This window comes from Shewanella sp. 553, assembly GCF_059338375.1.
Map to the genome: position 1 here is coordinate 985,088 of NZ_CM181701.1, position 21,223 is coordinate 1,006,310.

At 43.6% G+C, this 21,223-nt stretch carries 17 protein-coding genes and 1 other annotated feature; of the genes, 9 read left to right on the forward strand and 8 right to left on the reverse strand.

Annotated features, from left to right (window positions below; translation table 11 throughout):
* The first annotated feature begins 239 nt into the window (after positions 1 to 239).
* The 3 genes from hcp to AC5YBZ_RS04450 all read left to right on the forward strand — a co-directional run bounded on the left by hcp (position 240) and on the right by AC5YBZ_RS04450 (position 3,534).
* Entirely contained in the window at positions 240 to 1,904 is a 1,665-nt protein-coding gene (hcp, locus tag AC5YBZ_RS04440) for a hydroxylamine reductase (RefSeq protein ID WP_494543460.1), read from the forward strand.
* A gap of 59 nt (positions 1,905 to 1,963) precedes the next feature.
* A complete protein-coding gene (locus tag AC5YBZ_RS04445) occupies positions 1,964 to 3,019 on the forward strand; it encodes an FAD-binding oxidoreductase (RefSeq protein ID WP_494543461.1) in 1,056 nt (351 codons plus the stop codon).
* Positions 3,020 to 3,198: 179 nt separating this feature from the next.
* Positions 3,199 to 3,534, forward strand: coding sequence for a hypothetical protein (locus AC5YBZ_RS04450; RefSeq protein ID WP_475516086.1), 336 nt, complete (start codon positions 3,199 to 3,201; stop codon positions 3,532 to 3,534).
* A 58-nt stretch (positions 3,535 to 3,592) separates the two neighbouring features.
* Here the strand turns inward: AC5YBZ_RS04450 and AC5YBZ_RS04455 are convergent, their stop codons facing one another.
* The 3 genes from AC5YBZ_RS04455 to hpf form a co-directional block, all read right to left on the reverse strand.
* On the reverse strand, positions 3,593 to 4,921 hold the full coding sequence (locus AC5YBZ_RS04455; RefSeq protein WP_494518922.1) for an IS4 family transposase: 1,329 nt from the start codon (positions 4,919 to 4,921) through the stop codon (positions 3,593 to 3,595).
* 139 nt (positions 4,922 to 5,060) lie between these two features.
* Positions 5,061 to 7,055 carry a prephenate dehydratase gene (gene pheA, locus AC5YBZ_RS04460; protein WP_494519846.1) on the reverse strand — a complete coding sequence of 665 codons (1,995 nt, stop codon included), beginning with the start codon at positions 7,053 to 7,055 and terminating at the stop codon, positions 5,061 to 5,063.
* A 41-nt stretch (positions 7,056 to 7,096) separates the two neighbouring features.
* Positions 7,097 to 7,217 (reverse strand) — a sequence feature (Phe leader region).
* A gap of 833 nt (positions 7,218 to 8,050) precedes the next feature.
* A complete protein-coding gene (gene hpf, locus AC5YBZ_RS04465; RefSeq protein WP_475516088.1) occupies positions 8,051 to 8,425 on the reverse strand; it encodes a ribosome hibernation-promoting factor, HPF/YfiA family in 375 nt (124 codons plus the stop codon).
* 270 nt (positions 8,426 to 8,695) lie between these two features.
* On the opposite strand from hpf, the gene AC5YBZ_RS04470 reads away from it, so the two are divergent.
* Positions 8,696 to 9,379: a cytochrome b/b6 domain-containing protein gene (locus tag AC5YBZ_RS04470; protein WP_494519844.1), complete on the forward strand. Its 684-nt coding sequence runs from the start codon at positions 8,696 to 8,698 to the stop codon at positions 9,377 to 9,379.
* Between the two features lie 188 nt (positions 9,380 to 9,567).
* Here the strand turns inward: AC5YBZ_RS04470 and AC5YBZ_RS04475 are convergent, their stop codons facing one another.
* Entirely contained in the window at positions 9,568 to 10,029 is a 462-nt protein-coding gene (locus tag AC5YBZ_RS04475) for a c-type cytochrome (RefSeq protein ID WP_494524415.1), read from the reverse strand.
* Between the two features lie 241 nt (positions 10,030 to 10,270).
* On the opposite strand from AC5YBZ_RS04475, the gene trpR reads away from it, so the two are divergent.
* On the forward strand, positions 10,271 to 10,549 hold the full coding sequence (trpR, locus tag AC5YBZ_RS04480) for a trp operon repressor (RefSeq protein ID WP_494519842.1): 279 nt from the start codon (positions 10,271 to 10,273) through the stop codon (positions 10,547 to 10,549).
* A 400-nt stretch (positions 10,550 to 10,949) separates the two neighbouring features.
* Here trpR and slyD read toward each other — a convergent pair whose 3' ends face one another.
* Entirely contained in the window at positions 10,950 to 11,564 is a 615-nt protein-coding gene (gene slyD / locus AC5YBZ_RS04485; RefSeq protein ID WP_494519841.1) for a peptidylprolyl isomerase, read from the reverse strand.
* Between the two features lie 722 nt (positions 11,565 to 12,286).
* Here slyD and thrA point away from each other — a divergent pair.
* From thrA to thrC, 3 genes are read left to right on the forward strand one after another with little or no spacing between them, the layout of a single operon-like run.
* Positions 12,287 to 14,755: a bifunctional aspartate kinase/homoserine dehydrogenase I gene (thrA, locus tag AC5YBZ_RS04490; protein ID WP_494519840.1), complete on the forward strand. Its 2,469-nt coding sequence runs from the start codon at positions 12,287 to 12,289 to the stop codon at positions 14,753 to 14,755.
* A complete protein-coding gene (thrB, locus tag AC5YBZ_RS04495; RefSeq protein ID WP_494519839.1) occupies positions 14,752 to 15,687 on the forward strand; it encodes a homoserine kinase in 936 nt (311 codons plus the stop codon). The genes thrA and thrB overlap by 4 nt, the downstream gene beginning before the upstream one ends.
* A gap of 30 nt (positions 15,688 to 15,717) precedes the next feature.
* On the forward strand, positions 15,718 to 17,004 hold the full coding sequence (thrC, locus tag AC5YBZ_RS04500) for a threonine synthase (RefSeq protein WP_494519838.1): 1,287 nt from the start codon (positions 15,718 to 15,720) through the stop codon (positions 17,002 to 17,004).
* A gap of 139 nt (positions 17,005 to 17,143) precedes the next feature.
* Here the strand turns inward: thrC and nfo are convergent, their stop codons facing one another.
* Positions 17,144 to 18,004 carry a deoxyribonuclease IV gene (gene nfo / locus AC5YBZ_RS04505; RefSeq protein ID WP_494519837.1) on the reverse strand — a complete coding sequence of 287 codons (861 nt, stop codon included), beginning with the start codon at positions 18,002 to 18,004 and terminating at the stop codon, positions 17,144 to 17,146.
* Between the two features lie 543 nt (positions 18,005 to 18,547).
* Between nfo and AC5YBZ_RS04510 the strand changes: the two genes are divergently transcribed.
* Positions 18,548 to 19,090 (forward strand): hemerythrin domain-containing protein, encoded by a 543-nt coding sequence (locus AC5YBZ_RS04510; RefSeq protein ID WP_494519836.1) that lies wholly within the window; start codon positions 18,548 to 18,550, stop codon positions 19,088 to 19,090.
* A 73-nt stretch (positions 19,091 to 19,163) separates the two neighbouring features.
* Here AC5YBZ_RS04510 and AC5YBZ_RS04515 read toward each other — a convergent pair whose 3' ends face one another.
* Both AC5YBZ_RS04515 and pgi read right to left on the reverse strand, forming a co-directional pair.
* Positions 19,164 to 19,355 (reverse strand): DUF3545 family protein, encoded by a 192-nt coding sequence (locus tag AC5YBZ_RS04515; protein ID WP_475516098.1) that lies wholly within the window; start codon positions 19,353 to 19,355, stop codon positions 19,164 to 19,166.
* Positions 19,356 to 19,573: 218 nt separating this feature from the next.
* Positions 19,574 to 21,211, reverse strand: coding sequence for a glucose-6-phosphate isomerase (pgi, locus tag AC5YBZ_RS04520; protein ID WP_494519835.1), 1,638 nt, complete (start codon positions 21,209 to 21,211; stop codon positions 19,574 to 19,576).
* Between the last annotated feature and the right edge of the window lie 12 nt (positions 21,212 to 21,223).

Sequence of the window (21,223 nt, forward strand, 5' to 3'; positions counted from 1 at the left end):
ATTAACGCTATCTGGCTCAGGTTTTTTTGTGGATTGAAAACAGGTTATCGTCCATCAATCTCATATGTTCGTTGTTCTTAAGCTCAAAAAATCCCATATTAGTTGCACTTATTCTAATTTGATCTGCCTCATAGTTTATCGCATTGATCCAATAAATCGCTTTAGCTGATGACCAAGTCGCAGTAGACTTTATTAAAACATGCAAAATAAAGGCATGATTAAAAATAGGAGTAGTTGTAATGTTTTGTATTCAGTGTGAGCAAACGATTAGAACCCCAGCGGGTAATGGCTGTAGTTATTCTCAAGGTATGTGCGGTAAGTTGTCTGATACCTCAGATCTGCAAGATCTGTTGATCTACTTGCTTCAGGGCGTTTCAGCCTATGCGGTTAAGGCAAGAGAGTTTGATATTATTGATAGTGAAATTGATACCTTTGTTCCTAAAGCCTTTTTCGCCACACTAACAAACGTCAACTTTGATGATGAGCGATTAATCGATTACGTCAATCAGGCGGAACTTTATCGTAACCGCCTAAAGGCGGCCTATGAAACGGCATGCGCTGAAGCTGGCAAAGCTGTCGATACGCTTATTCCTGCAGCATCATTAATATTGGCAACATCTAAGCCTGAAATGCTTGCTCAAGCCGCTCAAGCAGTGCCTAATCGCGGTAAAGAGAGTGTTCATGAAGATATTATGGGCCTGCGTTTACTTTGTCTTTATGGCCTAAAAGGTGCTGCGGCCTACATGGAGCATGCTCGCGTTCTTGATCAAACAGATAGCGACGTAGCGGCTAACTTCCATGAAATTATGGCGTTTCTTGGCTCAGATTCAGAAGATGCCGACAAACTGTTTGCCACGGCAATGGAGATTGGTCAGCTAAACTATCGCGTGATGGCGATGCTAGATACGGGCGAAACTGAGTCGTTTGGTCACCCTGAGCCGACGCAAGTCAACACGGTTGCTGTGAAAGGCAAAGCTATTTTGGTCTCTGGCCATGATATGAAAGACTTAGAGCTAATTTTAGAGCAGACACAAGGCAAGGGCATTAATGTCTTTACCCATGGTGAGATGTTGCCAGCGCTGGCTTACCCCGCCTTTAAAAAGTACCCACATCTTGTCGGTAACTACGGCAGTGCGTGGCAGAATCAGCAGAAAGAGTTTGCTAACTTCCCTGGTGCAGTAGTGATGACCTCTAACTGCATTATCGATCCAAATGTAGGCGATTACTCTGACCGTATTTTCACCCGCAGCATTGTAGGTTGGCCTGGTGTAACCCATATTATGGGTGATGATTTTTTTACAGTGATCGATAAAGCACTATCGCTAGAAGGCTTTATCTATGATGAGATCCCCCATCTTATCACCATAGGTTTTGCTCGAAATGCGTTAATGGCTGCTGCGCCTGCCGTGATTGAAAATGTGAAGAATGGCTCGATTAAACACTTCTTCCTTGTGGGAGGGTGTGACGGTGATAAGTCTGAGCGTAGCTACTTTACCGATATCGCAACAGCGGCACCAAAAGACTCAATTATCATGACCTTAGGCTGTGGTAAGTATAAGTTTAATAAGCTTGCATTTGGCGATATTAACGGTATTCCGCGTTTATTGGATATTGGTCAATGTAACGATGCTTATTCAGCGATCCAGCTAGCGATTGCACTGTCAGAAGTGTTTGAGTGTGAGATAAGCGAGCTGCCACTGAGCTTAGTATTGTCATGGTTTGAGCAAAAGGCGATCGTGATCCTGTTGACCTTGTTATCACTGGGCGTGAAGAACATCCGCACAGGCCCAACGGCTCCGGCATTCTTGACTGAAAATCTCGTTAAGATTCTAGAAGATAAGTTTGGTTTGCGTACGACTACAACTGTCGAAGCCGATCTCAAGGATATCTTAAGCGTCGCTTAATTCGTCTAACACCTATGGCTAAGGTCATAGGTGTTCTATTTTCCAGGGTAACTCACTCTATGAACAGCCAACAATATCACTCTGCGACTTGGCAGCATGGCGAGGTACGTCTAAGGTGCGTCGAGCGCTGGCAAGAAACTCACGATGTCACTAGTTTCCGTTTTCAGGGCGAACAGAGTGTCAAGTTTCATTTTAAGCCAGGGCAATTTATCACCTTGTTGCTTAATATTAATGGTAACGCCGTTGCACGTAGCTATACCATATCTTCATCGCCTTCTCGTCCTTACTCTATCGTGGTAACGGTTAAGCGGATCGAGGGCGGAGTAGCATCAAATTACTTAGTGGATCATCTGCTGCCTGGGCATAGCGTTACGGCTCGCGGACCAGATGGGGTGTTTAACTTGGTTGATATCGATGCTGATAAGTACCTGTTTTTAAGTGCAGGTAGCGGCATTACCCCTATGTATTCTATGTCTCGCTGGTTGACCGATACTCAAATCGGCAGCAACATTGCTTTTTTCCATAGTGCCAAATCACCACAAGATCTGATTTTCCATCAGGCTTTACAACAGCTAGAGCAACGCCATGAACACTTCTCGTTAGATTATAGCTTAGAAGAGGGGGAGAATGCTGAGATTGATTGTTATCAGGGACGTCTCTCGTTAGTCTCCTTAGCGTCAGCAGTACCTGATTACAAAGAGCGAACCATATTTGTCTGCGGCCCCGCACCTTATATGCAGGCGGTTCGAACTATGCTTGAGCAAGCTGGTTTTGACATGAGCCGTTATCATCAAGAGAGCTTTGGTGATGCGCTCGCAGCGCCTTTACTGTCAAAGTCTACCACAGCGTCAGCCCGGTTTATGTTGCATATTGGCGATGTTAAGACGCCGCTGTCAGCGGAGCAAACGGTGCTTGAAGGCATTGAAGCGGAAGGCTTACCCATTATCGCTGCATGTCGCTCTGGCGTATGCGGAGCGTGTAAATGTAAGGTGATCGAGGGGAAAACCATCTCAAGTAGTTCTTTAACCTTATCTTCAGCTGAAATTGAACAGGGCTATATTTTGGCATGTTCGACTCGGCTTCAATCTAATGTAAAGTTGAGTTTGAATGAGTAATACTTGATGGATTTATTGGTATAGAGGTGGTTTTAACGTAAGCAAAATAGAGTTAAAAGCGGCATCATTACATTCGACAGATTTGCGTAAATGCAGGTGACACAGTATGGTTAATTAATAGAGACTCTCGTATTGAGTCTGCTCATACCATTTTTTGGCAGCCTTGGAGTGACCAGCTTATGATAACCACGACATCTCAACATGCTGGTATTGATGATCATAGCCTCGGTCATCTGTTATATGGACTAATGTTGGCATTTCCGCTGTTTTTGCTGCCGCCATTGCTTGGCTTAGCCATTAATTGTGCGCAGAAAAGTAGTAAGATGAGTCAGCTACTTTATTCACATATCCGTTGGCAACGTTGGTCTATGTTGACGCTGTTGTCGATGTTAATATTGGCTTATATCATGCCGCAGGCTTGGCTAGCGGTGACATTAAGTATTGTCTCTTTATGTTGGTTTTGTCATCGCACCATAAAGGGCTGGATGGCGCTAGTTGATGGCCAAGCGATTTAATATTTTATCTTCATAATTTGTTATTAATATAAAAAGAGGGTGTTTAGCCTAATGCCAGTCAGTTAAGCTGATTGGCATTTTTCTTTTTATGGGGATATTTGCTTGGTTTTGACTTTATAGCCCTTGGGTACACCCTATCTTCTCGTTTCGTTGGTAGCTCGAAGTTACCTAGCATTTCTATCAGTTGCTCGTAATGTTTGGGTAAATTTCCTGGGCTCATCAGTGGTAATCTTGCTAGGTAACTTAGTATCGTACTCGCACAATTACTGAAGCTGAGGCGATTGGCCCATATTCCTTTTCTTGATGCGGCCTCAGTCATTGCTTGACGCATCAGGTTGTAGCCAAGTAGTAAGCCCCAAAGTTCCTGTTCTACCATCTCTGATTTTTTACTTCTTAGCGTATACTCGCTGTTTAGTAGGGTTTGTTTCATCTCTCTGTAGCCAAGCTCTATTTCCCATCGATGATTATATAACTCAACGATGTCAGCACTTGGAAAGCGTAATGGGTCGACCATTGAGGTTAATACCTGATGCGTCTTACCTTTTATTGATTTTGTCACCAGCCTCGCTTCTATATGCGTCGGTAGCGCTGGGTTTTGTTGTCTGGCTTGGGCGGTTATTGCCAATTTCACCTGTTTATCTAACCGGCCATTTGAGTGTAAAACCTCGTACTGAAGCCCCTTTCTCGCAGGGATTAACCAGTGCCGCTCTTCACCACCTAGTTGCCATTGATGTAGCAAGTTTAAGGAGTAAAAACCTTTATCGAACATCGTGAGACTATGGTCTGGAGTTGACTGTATGAGCGCTTCTGCTAGCTTCATTTCACTCGTTTTATAACCATCAAACGCGCTATTTATCAGTTGATGGCTAGTGAGCTCCATATGACACACCATACGAACCTGAGGAAATGAGGTGTCACCATGTTGATTTGATGGTGAGCCAAAAGCATTACGATTATCAGCGGTGTCTTGAGTGCGCCAGACTACACCATCAACGGCTAATAAATTCAGTCCACACCATGTCTCAAATTGAGTGTTGCTATAGTAATGTTTTGCCATCATTTGAAAGGCATTTTTCATACTCTGCACACCTAACCTCTGGCGCCCTTGAACAAGAGCACTGGGGGCAATGAGCTTCTTTTTACCTGGTAGCATCAACTCCATATGAGTCGCAAGCTCCCATACAGACTGTTGTCGGTAAAAACTCATACCAATGACAGACCACATAACTGCATCAAGGGGTAAGCGACGTTTTCTTACTGTGGCGACCCCCGCAGTTTCAAAGGCTTGCTGGATGATGTTTTCATCCAATAAGTGATTAAGATTGGTAAAAGCTGTGGCTTCTTGGTGGTATTCAAAAGCGGTGCAGAAAGCTTGTTCTAAAGACATAAAAAAATCCAATATCATTTCTGATATTGGATTTTGAAGCCTTTTAAAGATCGGTCAACTGATCGTTTATATGCTTAACTGATCAGCATTAGGGTGTTTAGCCCTCTTTTTATATGCCGTTCAATGCTCCATGTATGCCTTAACTACGGTATAACTCACTTAAGCTGCGACAGTGGCGGTGTATTTGCTCATCGAAACTGCCTATATCTGGCATCACCAGCAGGATTAATCCGTCAGCATGTAACTGTTTTGCTGCTATGGCTATATCGGTCTGGTTAAGCACTTCACAGGCATAACTGGTATTTATGATTATTGGCAGGTGACTCATGGCTTTTATTTGCACCAGAGCGGCTAAATCCAAAGCGGGTTTAACAGCGTCATTAAAGGTTCTTATGCCCGATTCACACAAGATAACCTGTTGATTACCGCAAGATAGGATGGTTTCAGCGCCATCGAGAAATTCCTCGATACTGGCCATGGTATTGCGCTCTAGAATAACTGGTATGTGCAGTGCACCAATTTGTTGCAGTAATGCTTTGTTGTGCATCTGTTTACCGCCGATAAGTAAGATATCCGCATGTTCAACAGCGTGCTTTAATTCGGTTTCGTATTCGATTTCGAGCATGCAGCTTAAATCGAATTGGTGTAAGGCACGTTTTACTTGATCCAATAGCGGACTGACTTGTTGAATATGATGTATTCCGGTGAGCAGTACGGCTTGGAAACCCGCTTCTTTTAGTTGTTTTGCTTGTTGACCAAAGTCTTGATTATCCGTGGTTAATCTAAGCTGTGCGATAGCGGCAAATTGTCCAGCACCTATGGCCAATTGTCCATGAGTGATCTGGGTAAGTTGAGGCTTTTGAGTCAGGCTCCAGCGTCGATGAGACGTTTGTATACGGCTATCATTATTGTTGTTGCTATCGTCAAATTCAGCCGTTCTGCTGGTAGTAGGCTCTATCATAAGCTGGCTATTGTTCAGCTGTGTTGGGTTAACTGTTTCACAGGGGTAGCAACCTAATACCTTGATAAAGCGAGTGATATGCTCCAGCTCGTTAAGGGCTTTTTGCATCGACTCACTCGATAAATTGGCATCTAGGTCTAGGTAGAACATCTCCTCCCAGGGCGTTCCCGGGATTGGGCGAGATTCCAGTTTGCTCATGTTGAGGTTGTGTGCTTTAAGCACTAATAAGGCTTCTACTAAGGCTCCGGGTTTTTGTCCTGTGGCCATGATCAGGGTGCATTTGGCCGGGAGTTGTTCTGGTACTGCCACAGCTTTACGTGCAACTACGATGAAACGGCTTTGATTAATTTTTTGATTGGCGAGTTCTTTCTCTATCGCTTCTAGCTGATACAGTGCGCCACCTTCGGCGCTGCCAATGGCGGCAACAGTCATATCTTTACTTGCTAAGACTTGTTCCATCGCTTCGGCGCTACTTGAGCAATATTCTAACTTGAGTTCAGGATGATGGCTTAAAAAACGACTACATTGGCTTATGGGTTGTGGGTGGGCGTAGACGGTCTTAATTTGAGCCAACTGAGTACCTGGGTGAGCGAGTAAACAGTGACCGACCTCGATAGTGGTTTCACCAACAATGGACAAGCTTGTATGTTGCAGTACGTCATAGACTTCATTTATCGATCCCGATGAAGTGTTTTCTATCGGTAAAAAACCATAATCGGCGTGACCAGACTCTACCGCTTGTACTATTTCATCGAAGCTTTTACAGCCCAAGTCTTGCATATTGACTTGGCGGCGGTCGCAATAGCGAGTGGCGGCTAAGTATGAATAGGAGCCGCGGGCCCCTAAATAAGCAATAGTGTATTGCTGTTTTTGTAATGTAGGATTCGCTCGTCCTTGCAAGTAAGCTTGCTGATTGAGTACTGAGTCTTCGATAATACTTTGGTATAGCGACAACACATAGTGTGCATCTAATCCCTGTTCACGCCCCTGTTTAACCAGCCGGGTTAATAATTCCTTTTCTCTTTGCGTGTCACGAATGGGGCGAATATCAACCTCTTTACTGCGGGCAACATCTAAACTTAAGTCGCGGCGCCTGGCGAGCAGTGCCAGTAGTTCATTGTCGAGTGCACTGATCTGTTCCCGCGTGTGATTTAAGGAATGTGGTTTGGTCATGCTGTCCTCTGTATATGAACGAGTATCTGGTTACGTTTTAAAACAAAAAAGCCTCCCTGAGGGAGGCTTTGGAATTTTCACTTTCGTTTTTACACCGAAACTCCGCCTCCCTAAAAGGATGGAATAAAAAAGAAAGTAAAAAAAGTGACGCTAGTTATTTTCATAGCCATCAAATTAGATCGCTACGTTGTGAGTGTCAATGAAAAGTTATGCAGTATGTCAATTTATCATTTTAGGCGTAGTATGAAAAAGCGCACCATCAGGTGCGCTTAGTTGGAGCTTAGATTGCATTCTCAAAATCGGTAGGCCCTCCTCTAACTTACTAAGGATCTGTTGCTTACCCTAATTCAACTTGGTAGTGAATTGGTCTAGATCCTGCTGACAACTCGGCGACGATGCTATTACATTAGCGATGTTCCAGGCGTTGATTAAATCAATGTTGCGTGGCTTTTTCTGTCGCCGTTAAAAACTCATTTGCCTTTCACTCAAACTGTGATCTCTCCTTAATGCTGTTACTGCGCCATTAACATTCACTTTCGTTGTGAAACTGGCGACCTTACCAAAGAGAGACGACCATTACTGTTTAGCTCGTTAGCTGATCCTTGTTGGTACATTTGGGTACCATAAGGCTAGGATAGTCGTCGTTTTTTATTGTGTTGCAAAATCGAATTCAAGTGTCGGCGTTCTCCTATATCTATTTCAGGTTTACCTTGTATTACTGTTTCTCAATACCGCTCTACCTTCAAGTATAACAAGGGGTGGCAACATCGCTAGTTTGTTAGCTAGATTCCTCCAGTAAGTTGATAACTCGTTGAGGCGGTTATTAGCTGCCAAGACCCAATCGATATAACACGAAAGGCATGTTCATTTTAATTATTAAGCATTTATCGAAAATACAATATAGCAACTGTAGACAATGTGGCTAGTTTGCTAGTGATATTCCTCGGTGTTTATTGAGCCTAAAATTATTGCCTACAGTCTCAACAATAACTCCTCTACGCGATATACTCCTTATCAAATGTCTCTTCATATTCATCTTCTAAGTCATCACCAACAACATCATTATCGATGACAGGTACTGCGCGACGTGCTCCTTCGGGTTTGTGGTTTAAACGGTTGAGTTGCTTTTCAAGCTTTTGTCCCATGGCATTGATTGCGGCATAAAGATCTTTATCTGTTGCTTGGGCAAATAATTGATTACTGGGAATACCGACCGATGCTTCTATCTTAAATCCTTGCTTCTCTTGTTCTATGATGACATGCGGATTAATTAATTGGATATCGTGTCTGCTGAGTTTCTCCAATCGACTTTCGATACGTTCACGGATAGGGGCTGTTACGTCGAAATCTTTGCTAGTAATCTTTATCATATATCCAACCTTGTCTTTGCTTCCTTGAGTTCAGATTACCAATTTGGCGCACTAATAATGTGATCTAGATCGTGTTTGGTGGCGGTATTTTTATGTTCAACGCTTTATTTGATGTCATCGACAAATTGGCTAAATAAACATTAGGAATAGCTTGTATTTCTTATTTTAAGACGTCATATTTGATTAGATAACTTCAGAAATTCATTTCTATTGCCTCTATGAGTCGCTTCAAATATCATCTCACGCATCTTCTGTTGTAAAGGAAATGAGATGTCTTCCAAATTGTCGAGTGTCGATAATAAAATCAAATTAAAGGTGTGGGATCTACCCACGCGAGTCTTTCATTGGGGCATGATTGGGCTACTCGGTGCATTGTGGTGGAGCGCCGATGCGGGAGAAATGCAATGGCATCAGGTATTTGCTTACTCATTAATGGTATTAATTATATTTCGCCTACTATGGGGCTTCATCGGTAGTGATACCGCGCGCTTTAGCCATTTCGTGAAGCCACCTCATCAAGTTATCCGTTATTTAAAGCAACCGACTAAAGCTACGCTTGGGCATAATCCATTAGGTGGCTATATGGTAGTAACTATGATGGTGATACTGCTAGTGCAGTTAAGCAGTGGTCTGTTTGCTACCGATGAAGTGTTTACCGAAGGGCCGCTTTATCGTTACGTTACTAGTGAACTTGGCAGCACGTTAACCTGGTTACATAAGATGAACTTTAATCTGCTATTAGCACTGGCGGCTATGCATGTGTTAGCGGTTATTGTGCATAGTTTTAAAGGTGATAAGTTGGTGGGCGCAATGATCACAGGTTATAAATATGTCACTCAAGATATGGTTGCTGAGTTGAGATTTCGCTCTAATATTATTGCATTAATCTTGGTAGGTCTATTGATGGGCTTGGCGGTCAATTACTTGATTTTGCCGTTAACTGTAATGTTGTAGTTGTTAGATAAAATAGCCATATAAAAAAGGTTAGCGGCAGATACCGCTAACCTTTTTAGTATTCGTTTTAATAACAGTATCCATGTAAGTGAATAAGTGATTATTTAATTTTTATTATTAAATATCAGTGCATTAACTTACATCTTGGCTAGTTGGCATAGTAGTTAGGCAAGCTCTGTTACTGGCGATTAGTCTTTTTTGTAGACGTCGTGGCAACCTTTACAGCTCTTACCAGTAGCCATAAATGCTGCTTTAAATGCGTTTTTATCATCACCTTGTGCAGCAACGGCAAGCTTAGCTGCATTATCCTGAAACTCACTCATTTTGCTGTCAAAATCAGTCTTGTCGCTCCATATTTTAGCCAATGCTTCTGTATTGCCTTTATCAGAACCTGCCACAAAACCTTCTGCTGGTAGTTGACTTAAGGCGGCAACATTTTGTGCGCGCATAGCGAATACTTCAGCGTCAAACGGTTTTTCACCCTTCAACATAGCGCCCATATCACCAAAGTTGTATGCGATTAGACCAAATGCTGATTGGCGATATTCGATTGCATCCTCGACTTCTTTAAAGTTGTTAGCGTGTGCTACTGAAGCTAGCATGGCGCTGCCAGCAAGTGCGAATAGGCCTAACTTAATCTGTTTTTTCATTGGATGGCTCTCACGATTTTTGATGTTTATGTGACTTGGTGCAATTATTCTAAGCGCAATTAACTGTCAGATACCAATCATTTTTTATTAAAGTTACTTCAATGTTTGTTGCTAAGTGTGTTTCAGTTACGAAAGCTACTATTTTCGATGAATTATCATATTTTAGACTGACGGTTATAGCCTTTAGCGTAGCTTTATTGCTACACTTTCGTAATGGTCAACGATTACAACAGAGGTTGCTGTGCGCGCCAATTGGGATCTAGTGTTAGATAAAGTAATGACTCATCAAAAGCCTGGTGAATTGAACGCATTATTTGAATTATTACTCACTGAAGAGGAACGAAGTGCCGTTGCCGGCCGTTTAAAAGTGTTTCAAGCCCTGTTACTGGGGGAAATGAGTCAACGGCGGATGGCAGCTGAGTTTGAGATAAGTATTGCGACCATTACTCGTTGCTCTAATTATCTTAAACATATGAGCGAGGCGCAACGCGATACGGTTCGAGCCTTAATATTGTCATAAAAACTTCTATGATGTTCTGCCACTATGCTCATTATTTATAAATTGCTAATAAGTTAGTGCAGCCTTATTGTAAAGATAAGGTTGCTATTATTAGGCAGTATATAAGTGGTGCTTGAGAAGCCTTGAGTCAGGATTATCTGGACTGAGACGCTTTCGATAATGCGACTGCTGGATATAAAATATAAGCGATGTAATAGCCTAAAGTAATGGCGATTAGCTTAACTATTGGTGACTATCGATGTGAAGAGGTTGATTAAGCAGTTAAAGTAAGTGAAAGTCTAAAATAAAAAAGCTGGCAAAATCCTAAAAAAGGCTGCCAGCTTTCAATATTACAACTCGAGTCTTATATCGTCGGATCAATTACAACTTGAGTATTAAATCATCATCTGATGATAAGTGTTTAGTGGCGACAACCACATCCACCATTGCCATCACAGCCTTCTTTGGCTTCTTTTTCGCTGTCATCATTGCAGCATCCACCCTCATGGCTGTGGCTTTCACCGCCACAACAACCGCCTTCGTGGCTATGTTCATGACCACCACAACTGCCGCCAGCATGAATGTGGCCATGGGCAATCTCTTCCTCGGTCGCGTCGCGAACAGCAAGCACCTCAACGGTAAAGTTAAGTGATTGACCGGCTAATGGGTGGTTGCCATCAACAACGACAACATCATCTTTTACTTCTGTCACTTGTACTGGACGTTGACCCATTTCAGTTTCGGCAATGAAGCGCATACCCGGTACGATATCTTCAATGTCACCAAAGGCTGACAGCGGTACGTCTTGGCGTAGGCCATCATGATAAGGGCCATAAGCTTGTTCAGCTTCAACGGTAACATCGAGCTTATCACCAACCGTTTTGCCTTCTAATGCCGCTTCTAAGCCTGGGATCATATTCTCGGCGCCATGAAGGTAAAGCATTGGTTCACCTTCAAATGAACTTTCAATTAACTCACCTTGTTGGTTTGTTAAGCGGTAATGGATGCTAACAGCTTTGTGTTGGGTGATTATCATATCGCCTCCAATTCAGAATGTGGCGGCATTTTAACTTGCTTTTTAATACTTGGCGATGATCTAGTACCGCTTCTTGAATGAAAAATTTATAAATTGTGAGTCGGGTTGTTAGCTCGGGTCATTGTACCGTTGGAAGTTGTGATGATGCGGTCGGTTTTTGTTGAATTTTTTCTCACTATTTCCAATAAATTATGCACTCACCTTAATTGCAGTAAATGAGGGGGGAGTTATGATGTTATGTCGACTTTAGTCTTAAATATTACACAAAGGTCTATTTTGCATTGTTAACTTTTTCTGGAATACTATTTCTACTGTTATTACCTGTTAATAAAGGAATTAATCTAGAATATCTGTTTGTATAGCTTAGATTTGTATCGTCCTAAATGGCGAATGTTCGCAATTGTTGATGTTTGAATTGATCTACTTTATATGTTCATCATCAAAGTGATGTGAATTAGCTATTTTTGAGAAAGTTGCCTGTAGGGGGTTGACAGCTGCATACAAAAAAAGCAATTCTAGTTACCACTTAATACACAATTAATTGTGAACAGATAATTATAATGTTTAGCCTATATTTCGTAGTAACCACCATTATTACAACCACCACGACAACCATCGTGGGGGCCGGCTGAACATACGTAAAATATAAGTATTGAATAAGCCCGCTCCCTCCAAGGAGCGGGCTTTTTTGTTTCTGGGGTAGCGCGGTACAAGGAGATGATATGAAAGTGATGAAATTTGGTGGTACCTCGCTGGCTAATTGGCAGCGTTTTAATGGCGTGGCAGACATTGTCGCTAGCAGTGCAGAGCAAGAAGGTATTGCCGTTGTGCTTTCAGCCCCAGCAACCGTGACCAATGGGCTGCTTGAAATGGTCGACTTGGCGGTTAGCGGCGGTGATTTTCTACTGGTACTGAATAAGGTTAAGTTGGTTTTTGAACAGCTATATCAGCAGGCGAGCCAAGAGAAACTGTCCTCACAGCAGTCTAGTGATCTTCAGCGAGTATTGGACAAGCAATTGTCGCTTTGGCATGACAAACTGCAAGGGATCATGCTACTTGGCGAATGTCCAGATTATGTTCGCGCTGAAATCATCGTGGGTGGCGAAAAGTTATCTGCGGCCTTAATGGAACAGTTAATGTTGGCCCGAGAAATATCGGCTAGTCAACTTGTGCCACAACACTTATTTTTAGCGACAGGTGAAGTGCTTGAATCATTAGTCGATATTAATGCCAGTAAACAACGACTTGCCGCGCTTTCGCTTGATGCTCATCGCGTGTGGGTCATGCCTGGCTTTACCGCTGGTGATAAGCATGGACGTATCGTTACCCTTGGGCGCAATGGTTCAGACTATTCGGCGGCGGTATTATCTGCCTGTATCGATGCTAGTTGCTGTGAAATATGGACTGACGTAGACGGGGTGTACAACACAGATCCTCGCGTGGTGGCCGACGCTAAACTATTAACTCAATTAAGCTATCAAGAAGCAATGGAGCTGTCTTACTTTGGTGCCAAAGTACTGCACCCTAAAACCATCTCTCCTATTGCCCAATATCATATCCCTTGTTATATCCGTAATAGCTTTAATCCAGATGCACCAGGGACATTGGTGTCTAACCAAGTCGATAAGACAGGCCTTAATGTTAAGGCGATCTCTAACCTCGATGAACAGACCATGTTTGATATCGCAGGCCCAGGCATGAAGGGCATGGTTGGCATGGCTAGTCGCACCTTGGGGGCTATCTCTCGTTCGGGCGTTTCGGTCTCATTGATCACCCAAAGCTCATCTGAATACAGCATTAGCTTCTGTGTCGCGACACAAGATGCGGACAAAGTGCGTATGGCGTTAGAGCAAGAATTTGAGCTTGAACTTAAAAGTGACATTCTTGAAGAGATAGAGATGCGTCATCACTTGGCGATAGTGTCGTTAATTGGTGATGGTATGCGCACTCATAAGGGCGTTGCGGGTAAGTTTTTCCAAGCGTTAGCACAGGCGAACGTCAATATTGTTGCCATTGCTCAAGGCTCATCTGAGCGCTCTATTTCGGCGGTGATTGAGCTGCGTAAGACTAAACATGCTATCGCCGCCTGCCATCAGCGCTTCTTTGATGTGCAGCATTATCTGGATGTATTTTTAGTCGGTTGTGGCAATGTGGGCGCAGGCTTACTCGAGCAGATAAAACAACAATCAGAGATGCTTAAAGCGCAGCATATTACCGTCAGAGTCTGTGGTATTGCTAATTCTCGCCAGATGTTGCTCGATGCTCAAGGCGTTGATCTTAATCATTGGCAAGGGCGCTTAAGTGACAGCCAACAAGATTATGATTTAAATCAGATGCTAGCATGGGCGACTGAGCAGCAATTACTTAATCCGGTATTGGTTGATTGCACCTCTAGTGAGTTGGTTGCCGATCGTTACCTCGATGTCATGAATGCCGGCTTACATGTGGTTACGCCTAACAAAAAAGCCAATACTCGAGACTTAGATTACTACCGCGCGTTAAGGCAAACTGCGTTAAAACAGCGTCGTCAATTTTTGTATGAAACGACGGTAGGTGCTGGCTTACCTGTGATTGATAACCTTAAAAAATTGTTATTTGCTGGCGATAAATTGCAAAAATTTAATGGCATATTATCGGGCTCGTTATCCTTTATCTTTGGTATGCTTGATGAGGGAATGACCCTCTCTGAGGCCACCAAAATTGCTCGTGACAAGTGCTTTACCGAGCCCGATCCCAGAGATGACTTGAGTGGCATGGACGTAGCGCGCAAGGTGTTGATCTTAGCCCGTGAAGTGGGAATGGAAATTGAGTTAAGTGATATCGTGGTTGAGTCAGTATTGCCTACGCATTTTGACGCATCAGGCGATGTTTCGGCCTTTATGCACAACTTAGCGTCACTCGACAGTGAAATAGCAGAGCGTGTAGATGAGGCTAAGGCACAAGGTAAAGTACTGCGCTATGTTGGGCAAATTGATGAGCAAGGTTGCCGAGTCAAGGTCGCAGAAGTCGATGCTAACGATCCACTCTATAGCGTTAAAGGGGGCGAGAATGCGCTGGCCTTTTACAGTCGTTACTATCAGCCAATCCCGTTTGTGCTCAGAGGCTATGGTGCTGGCACCGATGTGACTGCTGCTGGGGCTTTTGCCGATCTTCTACGGACCCTTAACTGGACACGGGAGATGGGCGCATGAGTTTAACGGTTTATGCACCTGCGTCGATGGGCAATGTTGGGGTGGGCTTTGATTTACTCGGTGCGGCGTTAGCGCCCATCGATGGCACATTGCTTGGCGATTGCGTCACTATTGAACCAGCCTTAACGGGAATATCTCTATCGTTGGCGGGTCACTGGGCCGACAAGTTGCCTGCAGATGCGGCTGACAATATTGTCTATCAATGCGCTGAGTTTTTTTTAGCGCAATTAGATAGTCAGGCGGGTATCGCTATGACGTTGGAGAAGAATCTTCCTGTGGGCAGTGGCCTCGGCTCCAGTGCATCATCAGTGGTAGCGGCTCTTTATGCCTTAAATGAATATTTCGATCGCCCTTTTGATGAGCAAGCCTTGCTGCGTTTAATGGGGGAGTTTGAGGGCAAAATTAGCGGCTCGGTACATTATGATAATGTCGCACCATGTTACCTCGGTGGCATGCAATTGATGCTCGATGTGCCGCATTCGGTATGTGAAGGATTACCCGTATTTAAACAGTGGTATTGGGTGGTGGCATATCCTGGGATCTCCCTATCGACCGCTAAAATGCGGGCGTTATTGCCAGAGGTGTATGACAAATCTGTGGCTATCGATTTTGGTCGTTATCTTAGTGCGTTTGTCCACGCCAGTTATAAGCAAGATGCAACCCTTGCCATTGCGGTATTAAAAGATGTGTTAGCCGAGCCTTATCGTGCCAGTGAAATTCCTGGTTATGAACAAGCCCGAGCGGCACTTGCTGAACTAGGCATGTTAACCACAGGCATTTCTGGCAGCGGTCCAACTCTATTTTCGGTTACTGACGACCTTGCTACCGCGCAGGCGGCGCAAGCATGGCTTGATAGCCACTATGTAAAACAAGGTGTGGGATTTTCTCATATCTGTCAGATTGATACCCAAGGTACTCGTCGGGTCGATTGAACATTATTATCAGATTAAGGCGCACTACAGATGGAACTATATAATTTAAAACACCCGTCGCAGAAAGTTACTTTTACTCAGGCGGTTAAGCTGGGTCTAGGCCGTGATCGAGGACTGTTCTTTCCGACATTAATCCCGGTATTAGACAATATGGATGAGCTGCTAGCCATGCCGTTTGTCGAGCGTTCTAAACAGATCTTAGGAGCTTGGCTAGCACAAGAACTCGGTCAGGAGATGGTCGATAAACTGGTCGATAATGCGTTTAATTTTGAGCTTCCTTTAGTGAAAGCCGATGACAACCGCTACTGTTTAGAGCTATTTCATGGTCCCACATTAGCGTTTAAAGATTTTGGTGCACGCTTTATGGCCCAGTGTCTCAATAGCTTAGCTACCGACGATAGGATCACCATATTAACGGCTACGTCCGGTGATACAGGCGCAGCCGTTGCTGACGCCTTTTATGGTTTGGATAACATCGAAGTGGTGGTGCTGTACCCCAAAGGTAAGATAAGTCTGCTGCAAGAGAAAATGTTTACCACCCTAGGTGATAACATTCACACCGTTGCTGTAGCGTCAGATTTTGATGCTTGTCAGGATTTAGTCAAAGCTGCATTTGAAGACAGTGATATTCGCGACGGCTTACATCTTAATTCGGCCAACTCGATTAATATTAGCCGCTTACTGGCGCAAATTTGTTATTACTTCGAAGCCGTTGCCCAGTTTAAACGCATTCATAACAGCGATCCTGTGATTGCCGTGCCGAGCGGTAATTTTGGTAATCTCACTGCAGGGCTATTTGCCAAAGCGATGGGATTACCTGTGAAACGCTTTGTGGCCGCCACCAATAGCAATGATACCGTCCCGCGTTATTTGACCTTAGGTGATTGGGCACCTCAAGCCACCGTCGCCACCATGTCTAATGCCATGGATGTGTCTGAGCCAAGTAATTGGCCTAGGGTTGAGGCGATTGTTGAGGCGATGGGCTGGAGTTTAAGTGATATTAGCGGCGTGGCATTATCAGAGGCCGATACTGAGGCAGCATTGTCGCAATTGTATCAAGGTGGTTATCTTTCTGAGCCCCATGCCGCGATTGCGGCGCAGGCCCTATCGATGACCATGAAGCCTAGTGAGCAGGGGGTTTTCCTTGGCACTGCGCATCCGGCCAAATTTAAAGAGGTAGTCGAGGCGTGCTTGTCTATTGAGGTCGGTTTGCCGCCAGCATTAGAGACAGTAAAAGATAAGCCGATATTGTCGGTCAATCTGCCTGCGGATTTCACCGCCCTCAAAGCCCACCTTTTTGCAACGCTGTCACGTTGAGCACGTTAAGGCTTTAGCTCATTTGTTATGAGCTGGTGGGTAAATACGGGGAAGCTTTACCCAATAAAAAGGACGATTGCTACTGCATTCGTCCTTTTGTTATTTTATGCTGGGAAAGTTGTCATCTTTACGGCTTAATTTAAGCGCTAAGCTTGGCTTGACGGCGCAGCCAGTTAATCTCATCAGGCCAATTGGCTGGCTCTATGGTTTCTAAAATTAACGGAATACGCTTTGTGGCCGGCAGTTGCATAATAAAGCTAAATGCCTCATGGCCTATGTGCCCCGCGCCAAGAGAATGATGGCGATCAACGCGGCTATTTAGAGGGGTTTTACTGTCATTAAGATGCATGGCCTTGAGGTATTGATAACCGACAATCTTGTCGAACGCGGTGAAGCTTGTCTCGCAGGCTTCTCTGCTGGTCAAGTCGTATCCTGCGGCAAACATGTGGCAAGTGTCGATACAGATACCAACCCTTGATTTATCTTCAACTTTGTCAATAATTTGCGCTAATTGCTCGAAGCTGTGACCTAAATTTGAACCTTGGCCTGCGGTATTTTCTATTACAGCAGTGACACCTTGGGTGCAGTCTAAAGCTAAGTTTATCGACTCGCTAATGCGGGTGAGACATTGATCAATACTGATCTGCTTTAGATGACTACCAGGGTGAAAATTTAACAAGGTGAGTCCCATCTGCTGGCAACGTTGTAATTCATCGACAAAGGCGTCGCGTGAACGTTCGAGCTGAACCTGATCCGGATGACCGAGATTTATCAAGTAGCTGTCGTGAGGTAAGATAGCATCGACATTGATTTGGGCATCGTAACAGTGTTGCTTAAAGGCTGCTATTTGCTTAGGGCATAAAGGTGCTGATTGCCAACGCCGCTGATTTTTAGTGAATAACGCAAATGCATTGGCGCCAATCTTCTTGGCATTGAGTGGCGCATTGGCGATGCCGCCCGCTGCACTAACGTGGGCACCAACCCAATGTTCATCTTGCATTTATTTCCTACCCTGTTGAAAATTTTTGATAAACCACTCTTTATATGTAAGCCGTATTACTCGGCTGTACATAACGTAATCGTCATCTCGTAGCCATCTAGTTTGTGAGAATCTGTTAGCACTATTAGCACCGACTCTATCGTGTTTATAGCCGTGTCTCAATCACAATGTTCTACTTAATGGCCGCTTTATTGATTCGTTGGTCGATTGGGTGACTTAGCCTTAAATATGACGAACTAGAGCTAGTGGCTGGGGGCTGTTGTGGCGTTGAGCTCGGTATTGAATTGAGCGTATATCTGCTACGGTGGTGGCGTCACTTTAATCAATATTGACGTGCTTGGTGAAGCTCGTGGGGGATTCAATGTGCTGTTTGCATTAGGCCTAATATCAACCAAATTATTAGCAATATACCGTAAGTGATTATTTTAAATTGGTTTTAGTTGATCTGAGTCACATCATAGCGTTGAGTTACATATTAGTGTGAGTTAAAAGCAAACTATTTACTATAGTGAATAGAGGCGTTTCATAAGTATGGAGGTGACGATGTTAGCAAGGCTTCATAACGACCATAAGCATATTGCGATACTGTTAACATTATTGCAGAAAAAGCAGCATAGGCTAGAAAATGCCAAGACGGTTAACTTTAATTTGATCCGGGATATCGTTGAATATATGCAAAGTTATACCGAGCATAGTCACCACCCTTTGGAGGATCTCATTGATGACTTTTATACGAAAAAATATGCTACTGAAGTAAATGAAAAACGTTTAGCTGATGAACATGAGAGACTGGTAGAGAGTTCGTCGACATTGATGGCAACATTAAACCTTATTTTAAGTGATATTCCGGTTCAATTAGAGCTGATGAGTGAAGCATTGAAAGAGTATGTCGAACTTCAGACTGAACATATGATTTATGAAGAGCAGCATTTATTTCCGCAATGGCAAGCAAGAATGACCGATGAAGACTGGGTTAGTGTTGCGGCTCAGTGCAAAGAGCGATTGATTTCTGATCCACTGTTTAATGATGACGATAATGTTTTGTTTGAAGAGTTACGTGACTATCTTGCTAAGGTTGATGATTGACTTTCCATGCCGCAATACAGTAAATAAAAATAGCGCTCTGGGCGCTATTTTTATTTACTGTATTGAACAGGCTTTACATCAGAAGGTTATCAAAATCGTAATCGAAACTACTGTCAATATCTTGGAGTTCTTTAAGCAAACGATGTTTCTCTTTGATAGCCTCAATTTCACGCCATTTTCGCTTTTTATTGGAGCTCCGCGAACGACTGCTGGGTCTTTCAATGACGGTATCATCTAGCGCACTACCATAATCTAAACGATTCATGGCAACCTCCTGTTGTTGTATTTTTTCTCATCAATTAAATATCACATTTCCATTTTATGGTGCAAGCTAAATGTTTCATTTTTGTTAATATCAAATGGATATTTTATGATTTTTAGGCGGTACAGGAGGGGGCATTAGACAAGTTGCGTTAAGCTAGAAAATACAAAAGCCAGTCGAAACTGGCTTTAACATTGTTGTTCTTAGCTTTTATATCTTGTTCATTGGTGTTTTGAACGAAATAGATTGATTAATGCATTACTTGAACTGTCGAGCTCATTCGTATCATGCTCTGCTTGTAGTCGACTCAAAATATCATTACCAAGGGTTTTACCCAGTTCAACACCCCATTGGTCGAAGGAGTTAATGTCCCATAGCGCGCCTTGCACAAAGGTTCTGTGCTCATATAGTGCGATTAAGGCACCTAGAGTGGTTGGCGTGAGTTTATTCATTAAAATGGTGTTACTTGGCTTATTGCCTTGCATCACTTTATGTTTAGCGATCAATATTTTTTCATCATGGCTTAATCCGCTAGCACTTAATTCGGCTAAGGCTTCATCATAGGTTCTACCTTGCATCATGGCTTGAGTTTGACCAAAACAGTTTGATGCAAGCTGTACATGATGCTCACCCAATGGATTATGACTTTGTAGCGGCAAAATAAAATCTGCCGGGATCAGTGCCGTTCCTTGGTGAATGAGTTGGTGATAGGCGTGTTGGCCATTGGTTCCTTCTCCTCCCCAGATAACCGGGCCTGTATTGTAGTCAACTTCAGTGCCACCTAATGTCACAGATTTACCGTTACTTTCCATGTCTAGTTGTTGAAAATAGGCTGGTAGTCCGCGTAAGTAATGGTCATAAGTGAGCACCACATGAGACTGAGCATTATGGAAGTTATTATACAGCAGTGACAACAACCCCATGATAACTGGCATGTTTTGCTCTAATGGTGCGGTTAAGAAATGTTCATCCATCTCTTTAGCACCCTCAAGTAGGGCGTAAAAGTTATCCATGCCGATCAATAGCGCAATAGGCAAACCAATCGCTGACCATAGAGAGTAACGTCCGCCAACCCAATCCCACATAGGGAAAATATTATCAGCGTCCATGCCAAATTCTGTGGCTTTAGTTACGTTAGAGGTAACTGCAACAAAATGTTTTGCAACATCGGCCTGAGTGGCGCCATGGTCGAGAAACCACTGTTTAGCACTTAAGGTATTGGTGAGCGTCTCTTGCGTGCCAAATGACTTTGATGACATCACAAATAGTGTTGTTTCTGGATCAACCAAGCGTAATTTTTCACATAAAGAGGTGGCATCTACGTTGGCGACAAAGTGGCAATTAAGTGACTTATTCCAATAAGGACGAAGTGCCTGAGTCACTATTTTTGGGCCTAAAAATGAGCCTCCAATACCGATGGCAACGATATCGGTAATTGTTTTACCGGTATAACCGCGCCATTTTCCCGAGGTTACAGCATCGACAAATTGGGCCATTTTAGCCTGTGTTTGTTTTACCTCATCAATAATATTACGGCCATCGACCAATACTTGTTGATCTGCATGGGCGCGCAGCGCTGTATGCAATACAGCGCGTTGCTCGGTATTATTGATGATCTCTCCGCTGAACATGGCTTTGATTTTGGCCGTTAAATTGCTCTCATTAGCCAGTGAGAATAATAGTGAAAGCGTTTTCTCATTGGCTCTATTTTTAGAGTAATCAAGCAGTAAGCCACAGCAAGATAATGACATTTTATCAAATCGCAGAGGATCGCTATCAAACAGCGTACGCATATGAGGCAGCAGTGCCGTATGGGCTGCGATGGCAGCCCAAGTGTCGCGTTGAGTTAACTCTGTCATGAGATGCTCCGC